The following is an 18,469-nucleotide window of genomic DNA, read 5'->3' as shown; positions in this document are numbered from 1 at the left end:
GCCCGTGGTTCCACGCGCCGTGCCCCAATGAAACGCCCCCACCATCACTTACCCGCCGCGACAGTCACGAATCGGTCGTAGTCGTAATTAAGTTGGTATCCGACAGAGTGCCGTAAAGATCATCACTCCTCGACGCGGGCCACCTGCCGGGCCGCTTCGGGGCCGGCGTCGAGGAGCACCTGGAAACCCTCCTCGTCGAGCACGGGGACCTTGAGGCTGGCCGCCTTGTCCGCTTTGGAGCCGGGGTTGTCGCCCACCACGACGAAGCCGGTCTTCTTCGAAACCGAGCCGCTGACCTTGCCACCCCGGGACTGGATCGCCTCGGCCGCCTGATCCCGGGAGAAGCCGCCGAGCGTGCCGGTGACCACCACGGTCACCCCTTCCAGCGGGCGTGGCCCCTCCTGCACCGCCGCCTCCGCCATGCGGACGCCCGCCCCGGCCCACTTCCGAACCACCTCGCGGTGCCAGTCGACGGCGAACCACTCGCGGATGCTGGCGGCGATGGTCGGGCCGACACCGTCGACTGAGGAGAGTTCCTCCTCGGTCGCCTGGTCGATCGCCTCGACCGAGCGGAAGTGTCGGGCCAACGCCTGGGCGGCGGTCGGCCCGACGTGCCGGATGGAGAGGGCCACCAGCACCCGCCACAGGTCACGTTCCCGGGCCGTGGCGAGGTTGTCGAGCAGCTTGACGGCGTTGCTGCCGAGGCTGCCGTCCTTGTTGACGAAGAACGGAGCGCGGGCCAACTGCTCGGCGTCGAGCGAGAACAGGTCGCCCTCGTCGGTGATGATCTGCGCGTCGAGCAGCGCGGCGCCACTCTTGTAGCCGAGCGCCTCGATGTCGAAGGCGCCGCGCCCGGCCAGGTGGAACACCCGCTCCCGCAACTGTGCCGGACAGCTGCGCGAGTTGGGGCACCGGATGTCGACGTCGCCCTCTTTCGCCGGGGCGAGCGGGGTGCCGCAGGCCGGGCAGGTGGTCGGCATGACGAACGCTCGGGCATCCGGCGGACGCAGGTCGACCACCGGGCCGAGCACCTCGGGAATCACGTCACCGGCCTTGCGGATCACCACCGTGTCGCCGATCAGCACCCCCTTGCGTTCGACCTCGCGGGCGTTGTGCAGGGTGGCGTACTCGACCGTGGAGCCGGCCACCCGGACCGGCTGAAGCACCGCCCGGGGCGTGACCCGGCCGGTCCGCCCGACCTCGACCTCGATGTCGAGCAGGGTGGTGTTCACCTCCTCCGGCGGGTACTTGAAGGCGATCGCCCAGCGTGGCGCCCGGCTGGTCGAACCCAACCGCCCCTGGATGGGCACCGGGTCGACCTTCACCACCACGCCGTCGATCTCGTGCTCGACGTCGTGCCGGTGCGCCGCGTAGTGCGCGATGTAGTCCCGAACGCCGGCCAGGTCGGGCACCACCCGCCAGCGGTCGCTGGTGGGCAGCCCCCACGCCGTCAACGCCGCGTACGACTCGGACTGGGTGGCCGGCTGGAAACCGCGACGGGCGCCGATGCCGTGCACCACCAGGCGCAGCGGGCGCGAGGCGGTGATCCGTGGGTCCTTCTGCCGCAGGCTGCCGGCCGCCGCGTTGCGAGGGTTGGCGAAGGGGGCCTTGCCCTGCTCGACCAGGCCGGCGTTGAGATCGGCGAAGGCGGCCACCGGGAAGTAGATCTCGCCCCGCACCTCGATGAAATCGGGGGCCGGGCCGAACTCCGTCGAGTCGGTCAGCCGACCGGGCACGTCCCGGATGCTGCGCACGTTGGCGGTGACGTCCTCGCCGGTGCGGCCGTCGCCGCGGGTGGCCGCCCGGACCAGCCGGCCACCTTCGTAGGTGAGGTTGATCGCCAACCCGTCGACCTTCAGCTCGCACAGGTAGGGCACCGGACCACCGGCGTCCCGCTCGACCCGCTCCGCCCAGGCGGCCAACTCCTCGTCGGCGAAGGCATTGTCCAGCGACATCATCCGTTCGGCGTGGGCGACCGGAGTGAAGTCGGTGGAGAACGTGCCGCCGACCCGCTGGGTCGGTGAGTCCGGGGTGCGCAACGCGGGGAACTCCGCTTCCAGCGCCTCCAACTCGCGCAGTTGGCGGTCGAAGTCGGCGTCGGAGATCGTCGGTGCATCGAGCACGTAGTAGCGGTACTGGTGCTCGGTCAGCTCCTGACTGAGCGTGGTGTGCCGCTCCCGCGCCTGCGGCGTCGGCTCGGGGCCGGCGGCCTCCTGCGCCGCATCGACCTGCTGGGGAACCGCTTCCTCCGACACCCTGCCGCCTCCGGACACCGCTGTCGACCTCCCGTGATCGTGCTACCTCCGCACGGTAGTCCCCGGGTGGGACAACCGTGCGGCCAGCGCGGCGAGTTGATCGGCGTACTCGATCCGGCCGGCCCAGTCCACCGGCCAGCCGGCCATCCCGTTGGCCGCACCGACGAAGGCTCCGGCGAGGGCGGCGATCGAGTCGGAGTCACCGGCGCTCCGCGCACCCCGGGCCAGCGCGTCGACCGGGGCGTCCGGGTGCCGGAGCGCGCAGTACAGGGCCGCCGTGAGCGCCTCCTCCGCGATCCAGCCCGCGCCGGTGACGCGACACGGGTCGTCGCCGTCGTCCGGGGCGGCCAGGGTCACGTCGAGCCGGCCCAACGCCACCAGGCACTCGTCCCAGCCGCGGGCGATGAACTCCTCCGGCGTCCGCTCGCCCGGCCGTTGCCACAGCTCACCGAGCCAGTCGGCCCGGTAGACCGTGCGCTGCTGCCGGGCCCGGGCGGTGAGCAGGCCGGGCAGGTCGGTCAGCGGAGCGCCGTCGACCAGCAGCCGCACGGCGTACGCGGTCAGCTCGCTGGCCGCCAGTCCGGTGGGGTGTCCATGGGTCAGGCCGGCCTGGAGCTGGGCCAGCCCGGCGAGGGTGTCCAGGTCGATGTCGAGCAGCCCGACCGGGGTGACCCGCATGTTAGCCCCGCACCCCTTCGAGCCGGCCTCGGTCGCCTGCTGCCAGGGCAGGCCCCGGGACAGTTCGGCGCAGGCCCGCAGGCAGGTCATCCCCGGGGCGCGGTTGTTGTCCGGGCTGGCCGCCCAGTCCAGGAAGCGGCGGCGCAGCAGCGGCTCCACCGCCTCGGCGGTGTACGTCGGCGCGTCGTGCAGCGCCCAGCCCACCGCCAACGCCATCTGGGTGTCGTCGGTGACCAGCGCCGGATCACCGACGAGCTCACGCGGGCCGGTCGGCCCGTACATCTGGTCGATCTCGGCGACGGTGCGGAACTCGGTGGGTTTGCCGAGGGCGTCACCGAAGGCGAGCCCGAAGAGCGAGCCGGCGGCGCGCTGAGGTGCAGGGCTGATCATGACGGTGATGATGCCCGTCGCCCGCAAGTCCGCGCAGCGCCCCATCGGACCACCACGGTCGGCCTGCCGGCCCGGCGGAGGTCGGCACCGGCAGGCCCGGCGGTCAGTCCCAGCAGAGGCAGAACGGGTGGCCGGCCGGGTCGGCGTAGACCCGGAAGCCCTCGCCCTCGCCGGGTAGCCGGCGGGCGCCCAGGGCCAGGGCCGCCTGCTCCGCCACCTCGATGTCGTCCACCGTCACGTCGAGGTGGAACTGCTGGGGCCGTTCCGGGTCGGGCCAGGCCGGCGGACGCAGGTCGGGGGCCCGCTGGAAGGCCAGCCGGGGTAGGTGGCCGGGCGGGCCGCCGAGCACCACCCAGTCGTCACCGTCGGAGTTGTCCTCGATCAGCGGCAGGCCGAGCAGCTCCGCGTAGAAGCCGGCCAGCGCACGCGGGTCGGGACAGTCGATCACCGTCGAACGCAGCTGTCCAATCATGGCGAGCATGGTGCCCGACGGGTACGACGAGAAACCTCACTCCTCGGACAGCCGACGCCCGGCGTCCCGACAGGCCGCGAGAACCGCCCGGGCGTAGGCCGCGTCCGCCCCGGCCAGGCCGCAGGCGGGGGTCACCACCACCTGCTCGGCGAGGCGGCGGCGCGGAAACCCGAGGCGGTCCCAGAGGGTGCGTACCCGGGCGGCCAGCTCGGCGGAGGTCGGCGCGCGACCGGTCGGCGTCGTCGGCGCGGCACCGGCCAGCAGCCCGAACCCGGCGTCGAGCGCCTCGCCGAGCGGGTCGAGGTCGGTGAGCAGACTCAGGTCGAGCGCGACACCTATCGCTCCGGTGGTGCGAAGCAGCTCCAGCGGCACGTCCGGGGCGCAGCAGTGCACCACGGTCGGCACTCCGACCGCCTCGACCACCGTGCTCAGCAATCCACGGGCGTCGCCCGACTCCACCGCCCGGTAGGCACCGAGACCACTCTCCGTGGGAACCCGGCCGGCCAGCACCGCTGGCAGGGACGGTTCGTCCAGTTGGAGCAGCACCGACGCCCGGGGCAACCGGCGGGTCACCGCCTCGACGTGGCCGCGCAGCCCCTCGGCCAGCGAGCCGGCGAGGTCCCGCAGCGCGCCGGGGTCGCGCAGCATCCGACCACCGATCGGTAGCTCGATCGAGGCGGCCAGGGTCAGCGGGCCGGCGGCCTGGATCTTGAGTGGGCCGGCGTACTCCTCGGCCTGCTCGGCGAGTTGGTCCAGGTCGCGCTCCATCAGGTCGCGGGCCCGGCGGAGGTCGCGGCCGGGACGCGGGGCCACCCGCCAGCGCGCCGCGTACAGCTCGATCGGCAGCTCCACCAGCAGACCGCCGGTACGTCCGATCACGTCGGCGCCCGGCCCACGGGCCGGCAGCTCCGGCAGATGAGGCAGGTCGGATAGCTCACCGAGAACGATCCGTTGCGCCTCGGCGATGTCGGTCCCCGGCAACGACCCCAGCCCCGTCGCCGCACCCACTCCCCACGGCAGCCCCTGATCACTCACCGCCGCAGGGTACCTTTCGCGATCCGGACCACAGTGCGGTCACGGCTTGCGGCATGTCGGGCCATCACGGCGACGGGAAGGCCCGACATGCCGCAAGCCGCGACTCGATCCGGCGGTCCTCCGGCGACCGGTTGCGTCGCCGGGCGGCGGGCGGGTGGCGGGCGGCGGGCGGCCACGGTCAGTCGGAGATGGTGGCGGAGCCGAGGACGATGTCACCGGCGGGGTCGGGGCGGTACGCGACGACGGCCTGGCCGGCGGCCACGCCGCGCACCGGGTGGCGCAGGTCGGCGTGGAGGGTGTCGCCGGCCACCGTGACGGCGGCGGGCACCACCACGCCGTGGGCGCGCAGCTGCACCTCGCACTCGATCGGGCCCTCAGGTCGCCGGCCACCGGTCCAGACCGGGCGGGTGGCACGGACCGTCGAGACCTCCAGCGCCTCCGCCGGGCCGACCGTGACGGTGTTCGTCTTGGGCGTGATGGAGAGCACGTAGCGGGGCCGGCCGTCCGGGGCCGGTCGGTCCAGGTGCAGACCGCGCCGCTGGCCGACGGTGTACGCGTACGCACCGGCGTGCTGCCCCACCACCGCACCGGTGCTCGCGTCGACCACGTCGCCGGGCGTCTCGCCGAGCCGCTGGGCCAGGAAGCCCCGGGTGTCACCGTCGGCGATGAAGCAGATGTCGTGCGAGTCCGGCTTGTCGGCGACGGCGAGCCCGCGCTCGGCGGCCTCCTGCCGGACCTGCGCCTTGGTCGAGTCTCCCAGCGGGAAGATCGAGCGGTCCAGCTGCTCCCGGGTGAGCACGGCCAGCACGTACGACTGGTCCTTGGCCGCGTCGACGCTGCGGCGCAACAGGCCGTCGGGGCCGAGCCGGGCGTGGTGACCGGTGACCACCGCGTCGAACCCCAGGGCCACCGCCCGGTCCAGCACCGCGGCGAACTTGATCTTCTCGTTGCACCGCAGGCACGGGTTCGGGGTACGCCCCGCCGCGTACTCGGCGACGAAGTCGTCGACCACGTCGGCGTGGAAGCGGTCGGCCATGTCCCAGACGTAGAACGGGATGCCGAGCACGTCGGCGGCCCGCCGGGCGTCCCGCGAGTCCTCAAGCGTGCAGCAGCCCCGCGCTCCGGTGCGGTAGGTCTGCGGGTTGCGGGCCAGCGCCAGGTGCACCCCGGTCACGTCATGCCCGGCCTGCACCGCCCGCGCCGCCGCCACGGCGGAATCCACGCCGCCGGACATCGCCGCCAACACCCTCACCCGGACCACTCTCCCTTCCCACCGAGCCTATCTCCGCCCGCCACCGATTCAGCGGGGCGTACGCGGTGCCGCCGCCCGCCGGGCCCGTTCCACGGCCCCCGGGAGTGCGCCGATGAGCGCGTCGACGTCCTCGGTGGTGCTGGTGTGGCCGAGGGAGAACCGTAGTGACGAGCGGGCCCGGTCGTCGTCCGCGCCCATCGCCAACAGCACGTGGGAGGGCTGTGCCACCCCGGCCGAGCAGGCCGAGCCGGTCGAGCAGGCGATGCCCTGCGCGTCCAGCAGGAGCAGCAGCGCGTCCCCCTCGCAGCCGGGGAAGGAGAAGTGCGCGTTGCCCGGCAGCCGGTCGGTCGGGTCGCCGTTGAAGACCACCTCGGGGACCGCCTGGCGGACCCGCCGCACCAGGTCGTCGCGGAGCGTGGCCAGCCCGGTTGCGTACTCCTGCTGGCCCTTGACGGCCGCTTCGACGGCGACCGCGAAGGCGACGATGCCGGCCGCGTCGAGGGTGCCGGAACGCACGTCCCGCTCCTGTCCCCCGCCGTGCAGCAGGGGTACCGCAGCCACGTCCCGGCCCAGCAGCAACGCGCCGACCCCGACCGGGCCGCCGAGCTTGTGGCCGGTCACGGTGAGCGCGGCGACGCCGCTGGCGGCGAAATCGACAGGCACCTGACCGACCGCCTGGATGGCGTCGGTGTGGAACGGCACGCCGTACTCGGCGGCCACGGCGGCCAACTCGCCGATCCGCTGGACGGTGCCGACCTCGTTGTTGGCCCACATGGCGGTGACCAGCGCCGCCCGGTCGCCGTGTTCGGCCAGCTCCGCACGGAGCGCGTCCGGGCGCAGCCGGCCGGCCCCGTCGACGGGCAACCAGCCCACCTCGGCGCCCTCGTGCCGGTCCAGCCACTCCACCGCATCGAGGACGGCGTGGTGTTCGACCGCACTGGAGATCACCCGACACCGCTCGGCGTCGGCGTCCCGTCGCGCCCAGAAGATGCCCTTCACCGCGAGGTTGTCACTCTCGGTGCCGCCACCGGTGAAGATCACCTCGGATGGCCGGGCACCCAGCGCGGCGGCCACCCGCTCCCGCGACTCCTCCACCCGGCGACGGGCGCGCCGGCCGGACGCGTGCAGGGAAGACGCGTTGCCGACCTCGCGGGCGGTCGCGACGTACGCCTCCAATGCCTCGTCGAGCATCGGAGTGGTCGCGGCATGATCCAGGTAAGCCATCACGGTTCAGCCTAACGACCACTCCGGTGCCGACCGCAGACCGGATTGCCTGGCGGGACGTCAGGCCGGTACGGCGGTGACCACAATGTTGTCCCGGTAGCGGCGGGCGTCGGCGTCGAACGGCCCACCACAGGTGATCAGCGTCAGCCGGGCACGGCCGTCGCGGGCGAAGTAACGTTCCAGCGGGATCTTCGTCTTGTCGTACTCTTCGCGGGCCACCACCCGGTAGGTGCGCTCGGTGCCGTCGTCGCCGGTGGCCGTCACGGTGTCGCCCGGCGCCAGCTCCCGCAGCTGGTAGAAGGCACCCTTGCCCTGCTCGGCGCTGTCGACGTGCCCGGCGATCACCACCGAGCCGGACTCCGCCTCCAGTCCCGGGCCATAGCGGTACCAGCCGATCTCGTCGATGCTGGGCGGTACGTCGAACTCCTGGGTGCGCTCGTCGACGCCGACCGGGTCGACCCGCGCGGTGACCCCGATCGCGGGGATGCGCAGCCGGACCGGGCGTACCGGTTCGGCGGCGTCGGGCAGCGCACCCGGGGCCACCGCCACGGCGGGTCCGGCGCGCGACGGCGTGGGGCTGGCCAGGGCGGCGGCCTGCTCGACGCCGACGTTCCCCGCCGGCCTGGACACGACCGCCCCCACCGCCGCCACGGCGAGCGCGGCGGCGCCGGCGGCCACCGCCGCCAGCGCCCCACGTTTGCCGACGGTCACCGGCGACCCGACCGGACGACAGCCGCCCGCGCACCGCCCGCGACCAGCAGCAGGATCCCGGTGCCCGCCAGGGCGTACCACCAGGTGCCGAGGCCGGTGTCGGCCTGCCCGCCGGTGCCGCTCGGCACCCCGGACGGCGCCGAGTGCAGGCCGTCGATGGTCTGCGCCACGACGGAGAGGTTCTCCGCCTCGGCGGAGCCGATGGCGTAGACGATCGTCGCCGTACCCTCCCGCAGGTTGAGGTCGGCCGGCCCGATCACCACGGTGTCGGTGCCGGCGAGCACCACGTCCGCCGAGACACCGCCCGCGTCCACGTCACCCTTGGCCTCGTTCGGGTTGGTGAGGCCCTCGAAGACCGGGCTGCCGCCGGCCCGCACGTCCACGGCCGGCGCGGCGGCGGTGTGCCGGACGATCAGCCGGGCCTTGCCGGCGTCGACCTTCGCGGTGTCGTTGACGAACGGGGTGATCGTGGGCTCACCGTCGGCGTCGAGGTGAGCGGCGATGCTGATGTTCGCCCCGCCGGGCACCTCGGCGTCGTCGGCGGTGAGGATGGCCTGATCGATCGGCTCTCCCGGCCTGGTCAGGGCGAGGTCGTACTGCCCCTCGGGCAGGTCCAGCGGCCCGGCCACGTCACCGGGCTCGAAGTTCTCCAGGGTCTTTTCTCCGTTGACGTAGACGTCGACCGGGGTGTCCGGAATGCCGTGCACGACGGAGACCTTCGAGTCGGCGGCGTACGCCGGGGTCGCCGTCGCGATGCCGGCGCCGACGAAGGTCAGCGCGGCGACCGCGCCACCCGCGGCGACGCGGCGAAGGTACGCGAATTGCATGTCTGCCTCCTGGTGTTTCATCACACTTCGTCATGCTTGCTGGGCACCCCGAGATACGCCGGCTCCGCGCCGCCCGGATGCGGGCCGGTGCGACTTTCTTTTTCCGCTCGTGACCGCATCCGTCGGGCATCGAGCGGACGAAGAGAGGCCGAGAAGACACTGGGCTGACAGAGGGGACGGCACCGGTGCGAGCTACAGTCGGGCATGCCCCCAACCAGGCGAACCGTCCCGTGACCGGGGTCCGGCAGCAACCGGGCACACCCGAGGACGAGCTGGCCCGCCGCTTCCGGGCCGGCGACGAGCTGGCGCTGCGTGAGGCGTACGACCGTTACGGTCGGGCCGTTCTCCACCTGGCCACCAGCACGCTGGTGAACCGCAGCGACGCGGAGGACGCGACGCAGGCCACGTTCGTGGCCGCCTGGCTCGGCCGGGAGACCTTCGATCCGACGAAGGGTTCACTGGTCGGCTGGCTGCTCGGCATCGGCCGGCGCAAGGTGGTCGACCGGCTCCGGTCCGCGGCCCGGGAGAGCCGGGTGGTCGAGACCGTACGCCAACTGCCCGAACCGGCACCCGCCGGCAGTGACCCGGACACCGTGGTCGACCGGCTGGTGGTGGCCGACGAGTTGGCACGGCTGCCGGACGAACAGCGACGCATGCTGGAATTGGCCTTCTTCGACGACCTGACCCACCAGCAGATAGCGACAGTGACCGGGGTGCCGCTCGGCACGGTCAAGAGTCACATCCGGCGGGGCATGGCAAGTCTGAAGCGCAGATGGGAGGTGGACGGTGCAGCACCTGGAGCACGACCGGCTGGTATTTCTGGCGCTCGGTGAGAGTGAGGTGGACACCTCCGACCGCACCCACCTCGACGCCTGCCCGCACTGCCAGGCGGAAGTGGAGAGCCTGCGCCACGTCGCCGGCCTCGGTGCCGCCAGTCAGGAGCTGCGTGATCTGCCCGACCCGCCGGAGCACGTCTGGCAGGGCATCATGGCCGAGATCACGGCGGCGAAGGGCCTGCCCCGGCTCGCCGCCGACCGGCCAGGACCGGACCCGGCCGACCCGGTAACCACCGACCCGCCGACCGTGTCACGCCGGTCGCGGCGCGGGCGCTGGTCCCGGCTGGCCACGACGGCGGTCACAGCGGTCGCCGCCGCCACCGTCGGTGTGGTCGGCACGGCCGCCCTGCTGCGCGACGGTACGCCCGCCGAGCCGACCGTGGTGGCCAGCGCTCCGCTGGCGGCGTACGGGTCGACGCCACCGACGGCCCGGGGCGACGCCCGCGTGCTGGGCAGCGGCGAGTTGCACCTGCACGTGGCGAATCTCCCGGCCGTACCGGGGTATTACGAGGTCTGGCTCATCAACCCGCGAAACATGGAGATGTTCTCGGTCGGTGTGCTCGGCGACGGCTCCGACGTGCTGCTGCCGTTGCCGCCGAACGTCGACCTGGGGCAGTACTCGGTCGTCGACGTCTCGGCCGAGCAGTTCGACAACAACACCGCCCACTCCGGCGACAGCCTCCTGCGGGGCTCCCTGACGGGCTGATCGGCGGGCCGGTTCAGCTCCCCGGCCCGCCGATCAGCTCCCCGCGTGCCACCGACGACACAGCCGCCGCCCGCAGTTGCGGGCGGCGGCTGTGTCGGTACGACTCACTTGCGCTTGCGGATCTCCTCGGCGGCCTGCGGAACGATCTTGAACAGGTCGCCGACCACGCCGAAGTCGGCCAGCTCGAAGATCGGCGCCTCGCCGTCCTTGTTGACCGCGACGATGGTCTTCGAGGTCTGCATGCCGGCCCGGTGCTGAATCGCGCCGGAGATGCCCAGCGCGACGTAGAGCTGCGGGGAGACCGTCTTGCCGGTCTGGCCCACCTGGAACTGGTGCGGGTAGAAGCCGGAGTCGACCGCGGCCCGGGAGGCGCCGACGGCACCGCCGAGCAGGTCGGCCAGCTCCTCGACCAGCTTGAAGTTGTCCGCGTTACCGACACCGCGACCGCCGGAGACGACCACGCCGGCCTCGGTCAGCTCGGGGCGGGAACCCTTCTGCTCGGCCACCCGGTCGACGACCTTGGCCAGCTTGTCGCTGTCGGTGACGGCGACGGTGAGCTGCTCGACCGCGGCGGTGGCCGCGGCCGGCGTCGGGTTGACCGAGTTCGGCCGGACGGTGACCAGCGGCAGGCCCCGGGTGACCTTGGACTTCACGATTGTCGACCCGGCGAAGGCCACCTGGGTGGCGGTGCCGTCGGCAGCCAGGCCCACCACGTCGGTCAGGATGCCGTTGTCCAGCTTGACCGCCAGCCGGGCGGCGATCTCCTTGCCCTCCTGCGAGGAGGCGAGCAGCACGGCGGCCGGCTGCACCCGCTTGACCAGTTCGGCGACCACGGTGGCCTTCGGCGCCACCAGGTAACCGTCGATCTCGTCACTCTCGGCCGCGTAGATCTTCTCCGCGCCGTACTCGCCCAGCTTGCCGGCGAGAGCCTCGGCGGCGCCGGCTCCGCCGAGCACCACCGCCGACGGGGAACCCAGCTCACGGGCGAGGGTGAGCATCTCCAGGGTGACCTTCTTGACGCCGAACTCCGCAGTGGCTTCGACGACGACGAGAACCTCAGACATGTCCCACACCCCTCACACGAACTTCTCGGTGGCGAGGAACTCGACGAGCTGCGTGCCGCCGGAGCCCTCATCGGTGACCTTGACGCCACCCGAACGCGGCGGACGCTTGCTGTGCTCGACCACGGTGCTTGTCGCTCCGTCGAAGCCGACCTCGTTCGCGGCCACGCCCAGGTCGGTCAGGGCGAGCGTCTGCACCGGCTTCTTCTTGGCGGCCATGATGCCCTTGAACGAGGGGTACCGGGGCTCGTTGATCGTGTCCCACACGGAGACGATGGCCGGGGTCGAGGCGGTGACCACCTCGTAGCCCTCCTCCGTCTGCCGCTCCACGGTCAGCGTGGCCCCGTCGACGGTGAGCTTGCGGGCACCGGTCAGCGCCGCGATGCCGAGCCGCTCGGCGAGCATGTGCGGCATCACCTGCACCCGCCCGTCGGTGGACTCCGAGCCGCAGAGCACCAGGTCGGCGTTGAGCTGCCCCAGCGCGGCGGCGAGCACCTTCGAGGTGGCGACGGCGCAGGAGCCGTGCAGGGCGTCGTCCACGACGTGCACCGCTTTGTCCGGGCCCATCGACAGCGCCTTGCGGATCGACTCGGTCGCCCGGTCCGGACCCATGGTCAGGATGGTCACCTCGCCGCCGTGCGCCTCCTTGATCTTCAACGCCTCCTCGATGGCGTACTCGTCCATCTCGTTGATGACGTTGTTCGCCGAACCGCGGTCGACAGTGTTGTCGTCAGTACGCAGGTTGCGGTCCGCGCCCGAATCGGGCACCTGCTTGACGAGTACGACGATGTTCATCGCGCTTCGACGACCCTCCTGCTGTGGTTATGTGATCTTTTCGCCCCAGATCTGGGCGCAGCCTCGCGCGTGCGGTGCCGTCCGGTCAACCATGAGCTGCTGTGCGGTTGCCCACGGCGTCATGTTACCTGTCAGTAGCATCGGCGCCCAGCACGCCCCTGATCCGTTCGATGACCTCGGCCTCGGCCGGACTCACGCCGTCGTGGGCGCGGGCCGTACGATCGGCCGCCGCCAGCACCACCGCGCGGTAGACCGGGACGTCCTGCGGGACCTTCTCGGTCAGGATCTCGACCCCCCGGCGCAGCGCCGGCAGCACCACCGACTCCACCTCAAGCGCCGAGTCGCGCGGCAGCTTCGGCAGCGGCCCGCTGGTCAACGCCTCCTTCACCACCCCGCTGGCGTCGGCCATCGCCCCGGAGGCGGCGAAGCTCTCCCGGAACAGCGCGAGCACCCCCGGGTCGGCGTTCGAGACCATGAGCACCGCACCGAAGGCACCCGTCTTCAGGGTCATCTTCTCGTCGTCCGTCAGCCGCTGGCCCATGATCACGGAGTGTAGACGTAGGGCGTGGTGGTGGTGACCGGGACAAGCCCGAGCCGCTCCAGCACCGGGCGGCTCTCGTTGGACGCGTCGACCTGCACCAGCGTCCGGCCGCGCGCCCCGGCCAGCCGCGCCCGGTAGGTGACCAACGCCCGGTAGATGCCCTTGCGTCGCCACTGCGGCAGCGTCGAGCCGCCCCACAACGTGGCGAACGTGCTGTCGACCGGGTACCGCACCCAACCGGCGCTGACCATCGCCTCGCCCGCCTCGGCCACCACGACCGTGATCGCCTGCGGATCGGTGGCGATCTCCCGGGCCAGCGCGTCGACCAGTCCGGACAGGTCACGCCCCCACACCCGCAACTTGAGCGCCGCGATCCGGTCCAGGTCCGCGCGCCCGGTCACCTCCCGCAGGCGTACGCCCTCGGGCAACACCGGCAGCGCGGAGGCCAGCGGGGCGACCGGGCCGACCACGACGGTCTCCTGCTCTTCCGGCACGAATCCGGCGGCGCGCAGCCGCTGCGGCAGGTCGGCCGGCTCGTCATGGCCGTGCAGCTTCCACTCGACCGGCTCACCCCGCTCGCGGAACACCGCCACCTGCCGGGCGATCAGCTCGTCGAGCTCGGTACCGGCCAACCCGCCGAGGTCGCGGTAGGTCACCATGCCCCGCTGATCCAGGCCCCGCACCCGGAACACCGGACCGTCCGGCTCGATCACGACGCCGTCAGGCACCGGGTCGGGCAGATCCGGCCGCAGCTGGGTGTCGTACGCCACCCTCAGGGTGGTCGCGTCAAGATCCGTCATGCCCCCAACCTATTCCCGTCGGAAACCGGATAATCACCACCGTGTGGCAGATGATCAGGAACTGGTTCGATCCGCAGGAGATGCGGTCGGTGGGTAGCACCCCCGACTACCGCTTCTCCCTGGCCAACGAACGCACCTTCCTGGCCTGGCTGCGTACCGGACTGGCGTTGATCGCCGGCGGACTCGCCGCCGCGCAGTTCCTGCCGACCCTGTCCCTGGTCCACCTGCGCGAGGCGATCGCCGTGGCGTTGCTGCTGCTCGGCGGCGTGGTCGCGATCCGGGCCGTCGACCACTGGGCCCGCACCGAACGGGCCATCCGGCTCGGCGAGGAGTTGCCCGCGTCCCACTTCCCGGCCGTCCTCGCCCTGACCGTCGGCCTCGGCGCGCTGGCGCTGGTGGGGGCGGTACTGGCCGGCGCGATCAGCGGATGAGCACGGTCCGCGACCCGGGGCTGCAACCCGAACGCACCCGGCTTGCCTGGCGGCGCACCCTGCTCACGCTGACCGTGGTGGCGCTGCTGACCGTCCGGCTCGCGCTCACCGGCGGCCCAGGCGGGGCCGCACCGGCCGCGCTGACCATCCTCGGCTGGGGCATGGTCGTCACGCTCTGTTGGCGACGGGCCACCGGCAGCGGCGTACCCCGTGTCGGCGGTCGACTCCTCGCCCTGGTGGGGCTGGCCGCCGCCGGATTCGCACTCCTCGGAGCGCTGCTGGTGCTGCGCGGGCTGTGACCGCTGTGCGAGGTAGGTAATGATGGTTACATGGCCCGGCTGTACATCCTTCTCTTCCTGGTGCAGGTCGTCCTCGCCGTCTGTGCCCTGATCAGCTGCCTCTCCGCCGAGGAGGACGGCATCCGCCACCTCCCCCGGATCGCCTGGCTGCTGATCATCCTGTTCTTCCCGCTGGTCGGCTCGATCGCCTGGTTCGTCGCCGGCCGGGAGCGCAAGCCCGTCGGCGGATCGACGTCCTGGGCGGCGGGCGCACGCCCGGCCGAGCGTCCCCGGCCGGTCGCCCCGGACGACGACCCGGAGTTCCTTCGCTCGATCGAGGAGCGTTCACGCCGGGAGGACCAGGAACTCTTCCGCCGCTGGGAGGAGGACCTGCGCAAACGCGAGGACGACCTGCGCAAACGCGAGGGCGAGCCACCGCGCGAGGAGCCCCGCCCCGAGCTGTAGGGGCCGAGGCGGGGCTCCCGACTCACGCCAGGTTCGAGGAGCGGGGGTAAGCGTCGGCCGGGTCGGTGAGCACGTTGACCAGGTACGGCACCCCGGCGTCGAAGGCCCGTTGCAGGGCCGGCCCCAGCTCGGCGGCCTTGGCGACCGTCTCGCCCGCACCGCCGAGCGCCCCGACCACCTGGTCGTAGCGCAGCTCGGGCTGGAGATCGGCGGCCACGTCGTAGCCGTACATGGCCCGCATCGGGTGCTTCTCCAGGCCCCAGATGCCGTTGTTGCCGACCACGATGACCACCGGCAGTTTCTGCCGGGCCAGCGACTCCACGTCCATCAGCGAGAAGCCGGCCGCGCCGTCGCCCATCAGCACACAGACCTGCCGGTCCGGGTGGGTGACCCGGGCGCCCATCGCGTAGCCCATGCCGGTGCCGAGGCAGCCGTATGGTCCAGGGTCGAGCCAGGTGCCGGGCTGGGCCGGCTCCAGGTACCGCCCCGCGTACGAGACGAAGTCGCCGCCGTCGCCGATGGTGACCGCGTCGCGGGCGAGCACCTTGCGCAGCTCGCCGTAGATCCGGGCCGGGCGGATCGGGTCGGTCTCGGCCGCCATCTCCTCGGCGTCGCGGGCCTTCGCGGCGTCCTCCGCGGTCCGCAACTGGGCGACCCAGTCGTCGTGGTCGACCCGGTCGCCGGGGTGCTCGGCCAGGGCGGTGAGGATGCCGCGCAGGTCACCGGCGGGGGCAGCGGCGGGCTGTACGTGCCCGGCCCGCTGGCTGGGCGCGTCGACGATGTGCACCACCTGGGCCTCGCCGAAGTCACCGAAGGATAGCCGGAAGTCCAACGGGGTGCCGATCACCACGACCACGTCGGCGTTGGACAGGGCCACCCGACGGGCCTTGGCGAACGCCAACGGGTGCTCCGGTGGCAGGGCGCCCCGACCCATGCCGTTGGTGAAGACCGGCACGGTGAGCGCCTCGGCCGCGGCCCGCAGTTCGTCGACGGCGTCACCGGTCCACACGTCCGATCCGGCGATGATCACCGGACGTGCCGCGCCCGCGATCAGCGCGGCGGCGCGGGCCACCTCGGCGGGGTCGGCTTCGAGCGGGCTGAGCTGCGGCCCGGCCGGCAGCTCCGCGTCGCCGACCGAGAAGATCGCCTCCAGCGGGAAGTCGAGGAACACCGGCCCCCGGTGTGGGGTGAGGGCGGTGGTCAGCGCGGCGGCCACCGCCCGGGGGATGTCGTCCGCGCTGAACACCGTCTCCGCGTGCTTGGTGACCGGGGCGACCAGCGGGAGGTGGTCCATCTCCTGGAGGCTGCCCGAGCCCCAGCGGAACTGGGGTGCCCGGCCGCCCAGCACGAGCACCGGCGAGGCGTTGAAGAAGGCGCTGGTCAGACCGGAGATGCCGTTGGTCACGCCGGGACCGGCGGTGAGCACCGCCAGCCCGGGTCGGCGCTGGAGCTTCGCCACCGCCTCGGCGGCGAAGACGGCGGACTGCTCGTGCCGCACGTCGTAGATCGGGAAGTCGGTCTTGTGCGCGGCATCGTAGAGCGGGAACACGTGCCCGCCGGAGAGGGTGAACATCTCCCGCACCCCGTACGCGCGCAGCGCCGCGATGGCGAGTTCCCCGCCGTGGCCTTCGATCCGCTCCGTCATTCCCGCTCCTTCTCGTCGCCTGACCGGAGTCACACGCTACTGGCCGGTAGGAGGAATGTGAACCATTCTCGGCGCGCTCAGCGTCCGGTGAAGTCCGGCTTGCGCTTCGCCACGAAGGCCGCCATCCCCTCGCGCCGGTCGTCGGTGGCGAACAGCGCCGCGAAGAGCTGGCTCTCCCAGGCCAGACCCGAGTTCAGATCCATGTCCAGGCCACCGTCGACGGCCAGCTTCGCCGCCCGCAGCGCCTGCACCGGACCGGTCAGGTACGGCCGCACCATCGCCACCGCGGTGTCGTACACCTCGGCCGCCGGGGCGATCCGGTCGGCCAGGCCGATCCGCAACGCCTCCGGCGCGTCCACCATCCGACCCGACATGATCAGATCCTTGGCGCGGGCCGGCCCGACCAGCCGGGCGAGCCGCTGGGTGCCTCCCGCACCGGGGATGATGCCCAGCTTGATCTCGGGCTGGCCGAGCTTGGCGTCCTCGGCCACCACCCGCCAGTCACAGGCCAGCGCCAGTTCGCAGCCGCCGCCGAGGGCGTAGCCGGTGATCGCGGCGACGACGGGCTTGGGGATGCGGGCGATCGCGCCGAGCGCGCTCGACAGGTCGGCGGCCCGCCCTGCCATGTCCACGTAGGACATGTCCGCCATCTCCTTGATGTCCGCGCCGGCGGCGAAGACCTTCTCGCCGCCGTACACGATGACCGCACGGACGCCGTCGTCGGCGGTCGCGGCGGTGGCGGCGGCGCGCAACTCCTCCTGCACCTGGGTGTTGAGGGCGTTCATCGGCGGCCGCTCCAGCCGGATGGTGCCGATGCCGTCCCGGGTCTCCAGCCGCACGAACTCGCCCACGCTGAGCCTCACTTCCTCGTCGAAGTCGCGTGCCAACCTTACGACCCGGGTCGTTGGGGTAAGTAGTCTGGTGCCAGCCCCGTCAGTCGGGAGTCGCACGATGAACCCTCGTCAACCCGAGCCGCGCGCTGGCCGCGCCACGACGCCGTCGCCGCACCCCGGCGGGACGCACGGGCACGGCGAGAGGCGTTCCGTGGTCACCTACTACGACGACCGGTCGGTGCGGGTCACCTCGGCCGCCGTGACCGTCGAGGGCCGGGTCTACCCCCTGCCCGAGATCAGCGAGATCTGGCACCAGCACGGCACCCGCTCCTGGCGGGTGCTGGCCGGGCGGGGTGCCATCGGCGCCGCGCTCGTCGCCCCGCTGGTGGCCGCCGCTGCCGGAGTCGCGCTGGCCATCCGGCTGGACCGGTCGGCAACCGTGACGATCGCCATCGTCGGGGCGTCCGTGCTGGTCGGGCTGGCGATCGGGCCGGTCGCCGACTTCCTCTTCGAACACCTCGACCGCTCCTACGCCCGGGGCAGCCGGCAGCGGGAAGTCTGGATCCGCTGGCGGGGCGGCCCGGTGCAGTTGCTCCGCACCCCGGACGCGCTGCGGTTCGGGCAGATCTACCGCGCCGTGCAACGCGCCATGGAGGTCGGCCGCCCGATACCACCCCGTCGACGCTGAGCGACGGCACGACAGCACCACGTTGCCCAACGGTGCTTAAGCTTAGTGATGGCGCTCTATTACCGGGACGACGCGGTGCAGGTGACCTCCGAGGCGATCCGGGCCGGTGGGCACGTCATTCCGATCACCGAGGTCACCTACGTCTGGCATGCCAAGGGGCGCACCACCCTCGCCGTACGAGGGCGGGTCATCGGTCGGGGCGTCCTGGTGCTGCTGCTGTCGCTGCCCCCACTGGTGGGGCTGGTCTGTGTGCTCTCGCTGGCCTGGTCCGCACAGGACCGGGGCGAGTGGCTGCCGGCGCTGGTCGTGCTCGCCGCGTGCGTCATCGTGCCGCTCGCCTTCGTCCCGTTCCTGGAGATACCCCTCGGCTGGCTGGACCGCTCCTACGAGCGCGGCAACCGGGTCCTGGAGCTGTGGGTGCAGTACCGGCGGCAGGAGGTGCTGGTGCTACGCACACCGGACGCGCTGCGGTTCGGCCAGATCTACCGGGCGGTGCAGCGCGCCGTCGAGCAGCAGGGCGATGGTTGAACCCGTCGTCGGGCGGTG

At 72.4% G+C, this 18,469-nt stretch carries 21 protein-coding genes; 7 read left to right on the top strand and 14 right to left on the bottom strand.

Translation table 11 applies throughout. From position 1 onward, the window contains the following. Window positions 1-122: 122 nt before the first annotated feature. From ligA to O7601_RS12655, 8 genes are all read right to left on the bottom strand, one after another. A complete protein-coding gene (ligA, locus tag O7601_RS12690; RefSeq protein ID WP_281566359.1) occupies window positions 123-2,255 on the bottom strand; it encodes an NAD-dependent DNA ligase LigA in 2,133 nt (710 codons plus the stop codon). A 42-nt stretch (window positions 2,256-2,297) separates the two neighbouring features. After that, window positions 2,298-3,323, bottom strand: a complete 1,026-nt coding sequence (locus O7601_RS12685) for an ADP-ribosylglycohydrolase family protein (RefSeq protein WP_281566358.1) — start codon at window positions 3,321-3,323, stop codon at window positions 2,298-2,300. A 103-nt stretch (window positions 3,324-3,426) separates the two neighbouring features. Then, entirely contained in the window at window positions 3,427-3,795 is a 369-nt protein-coding gene (locus O7601_RS12680) for a VOC family protein (protein ID WP_281566357.1), read from the bottom strand. Window positions 3,796-3,831: 36 nt separating this feature from the next. Then, window positions 3,832-4,830 carry a methionine synthase gene (locus tag O7601_RS12675; RefSeq protein WP_281566356.1) on the bottom strand — a complete coding sequence of 333 codons (999 nt, stop codon included), beginning with the start codon at window positions 4,828-4,830 and terminating at the stop codon, window positions 3,832-3,834. 178 nt (window positions 4,831-5,008) lie between these two features. Then, window positions 5,009-6,082: a tRNA 2-thiouridine(34) synthase MnmA gene (gene mnmA / locus O7601_RS12670; protein WP_281566355.1), complete on the bottom strand. Its 1,074-nt coding sequence runs from the start codon at window positions 6,080-6,082 to the stop codon at window positions 5,009-5,011. Window positions 6,083-6,130: 48 nt separating this feature from the next. Continuing rightward, complete coding sequence (locus O7601_RS12665) at window positions 6,131-7,306, bottom strand: cysteine desulfurase family protein (protein WP_281566354.1); 1,176 nt, start codon at window positions 7,304-7,306, stop codon at window positions 6,131-6,133. 60 nt (window positions 7,307-7,366) lie between these two features. After that, entirely contained in the window at window positions 7,367-8,017 is a 651-nt protein-coding gene (locus O7601_RS12660) for a class F sortase (RefSeq protein WP_281566353.1), read from the bottom strand. Then, window positions 8,014-8,844: a DUF4397 domain-containing protein gene (locus O7601_RS12655; protein WP_281566352.1), complete on the bottom strand. Its 831-nt coding sequence runs from the start codon at window positions 8,842-8,844 to the stop codon at window positions 8,014-8,016. The genes O7601_RS12660 and O7601_RS12655 overlap by 4 nt, the downstream gene beginning before the upstream one ends. A 230-nt stretch (window positions 8,845-9,074) precedes the next feature. Here O7601_RS12655 and O7601_RS12650 point away from each other — a divergent pair, with 230 nt between their 5' ends. Beyond that, complete coding sequence (locus O7601_RS12650) at window positions 9,075-9,677, top strand: RNA polymerase sigma factor (RefSeq protein WP_281566897.1); 603 nt, start codon at window positions 9,075-9,077, stop codon at window positions 9,675-9,677. Then, entirely contained in the window at window positions 9,631-10,386 is a 756-nt protein-coding gene (locus tag O7601_RS12645) for an anti-sigma factor (RefSeq protein ID WP_281566351.1), read from the top strand. Before O7601_RS12650 ends, O7601_RS12645 begins: the two co-directional genes overlap by 47 nt. A gap of 104 nt (window positions 10,387-10,490) precedes the next feature. Here the strand turns inward: O7601_RS12645 and O7601_RS12640 are convergent, their stop codons facing one another. The 4 genes from O7601_RS12640 to O7601_RS12625 form a co-directional block, all read right to left on the bottom strand. Then, window positions 10,491-11,450, bottom strand: a complete 960-nt coding sequence (locus O7601_RS12640; RefSeq protein WP_281566350.1) for an electron transfer flavoprotein subunit alpha/FixB family protein — start codon at window positions 11,448-11,450, stop codon at window positions 10,491-10,493. A 12-nt stretch (window positions 11,451-11,462) separates the two neighbouring features. Further along, a complete protein-coding gene (locus tag O7601_RS12635) occupies window positions 11,463-12,242 on the bottom strand; it encodes an electron transfer flavoprotein subunit beta/FixA family protein (protein WP_281566349.1) in 780 nt (259 codons plus the stop codon). Window positions 12,243-12,366: 124 nt separating this feature from the next. Then, window positions 12,367-12,783 carry a hypothetical protein gene (locus O7601_RS12630; protein ID WP_239093581.1) on the bottom strand — a complete coding sequence of 139 codons (417 nt, stop codon included), beginning with the start codon at window positions 12,781-12,783 and terminating at the stop codon, window positions 12,367-12,369. A 2-nt stretch (window positions 12,784-12,785) separates the two neighbouring features. After that, entirely contained in the window at window positions 12,786-13,583 is a 798-nt protein-coding gene (locus tag O7601_RS12625) for a GNAT family N-acetyltransferase (RefSeq protein WP_281566348.1), read from the bottom strand. Window positions 13,584-13,624: 41 nt separating this feature from the next. Between O7601_RS12625 and O7601_RS12620 the strand changes: the two genes are divergently transcribed. From O7601_RS12620 to O7601_RS12610, 3 genes are read left to right on the top strand one after another with little or no spacing between them, the layout of a single operon-like run. After that, a complete protein-coding gene (locus tag O7601_RS12620; RefSeq protein WP_281566347.1) occupies window positions 13,625-14,014 on the top strand; it encodes a DUF202 domain-containing protein in 390 nt (129 codons plus the stop codon). After that, window positions 14,011-14,313: a DUF202 domain-containing protein gene (locus O7601_RS12615; protein ID WP_281566346.1), complete on the top strand. Its 303-nt coding sequence runs from the start codon at window positions 14,011-14,013 to the stop codon at window positions 14,311-14,313. The genes O7601_RS12620 and O7601_RS12615 overlap by 4 nt, the downstream gene beginning before the upstream one ends. A 30-nt stretch (window positions 14,314-14,343) precedes the next feature. Further along, a complete protein-coding gene (locus tag O7601_RS12610; RefSeq protein WP_281566345.1) occupies window positions 14,344-14,757 on the top strand; it encodes a PLD nuclease N-terminal domain-containing protein in 414 nt (137 codons plus the stop codon). Window positions 14,758-14,779: 22 nt separating this feature from the next. On the opposite strand, the gene O7601_RS12605 is transcribed toward O7601_RS12610, so the two are convergent. Both O7601_RS12605 and O7601_RS12600 read right to left on the bottom strand, forming a co-directional pair. Further along, window positions 14,780-16,402 (bottom strand): acetolactate synthase, encoded by a 1,623-nt coding sequence (locus tag O7601_RS12605; RefSeq protein ID WP_281566344.1) that lies wholly within the window; start codon window positions 16,400-16,402, stop codon window positions 14,780-14,782. A 77-nt stretch (window positions 16,403-16,479) separates the two neighbouring features. Then, window positions 16,480-17,253 carry an enoyl-CoA hydratase-related protein gene (locus O7601_RS12600; protein WP_281566343.1) on the bottom strand — a complete coding sequence of 258 codons (774 nt, stop codon included), beginning with the start codon at window positions 17,251-17,253 and terminating at the stop codon, window positions 16,480-16,482. A 193-nt stretch (window positions 17,254-17,446) separates the two neighbouring features. Between O7601_RS12600 and O7601_RS12595 the strand changes: the two genes are divergently transcribed. Continuing rightward, window positions 17,447-17,923, top strand: coding sequence for a DUF6232 family protein (locus O7601_RS12595; protein WP_281566896.1), 477 nt, complete (start codon window positions 17,447-17,449; stop codon window positions 17,921-17,923). 48 nt (window positions 17,924-17,971) lie between these two features. Beyond that, window positions 17,972-18,451 carry a DUF6232 family protein gene (locus tag O7601_RS12590; RefSeq protein WP_281566895.1) on the top strand — a complete coding sequence of 160 codons (480 nt, stop codon included), beginning with the start codon at window positions 17,972-17,974 and terminating at the stop codon, window positions 18,449-18,451. Window positions 18,452-18,469 lie beyond the last annotated feature (18 nt).

Origin of the sequence: Verrucosispora sp. WMMD573 (genome assembly GCF_027497175.1) — a bacterium.
GTDB lineage: Bacteria > Actinomycetota > Actinomycetes > Mycobacteriales > Micromonosporaceae > Micromonospora.
The sequence above is the reverse complement of the archived record's forward strand: the minus strand, read 5'-3'. Positions and strand labels throughout refer to the sequence as shown.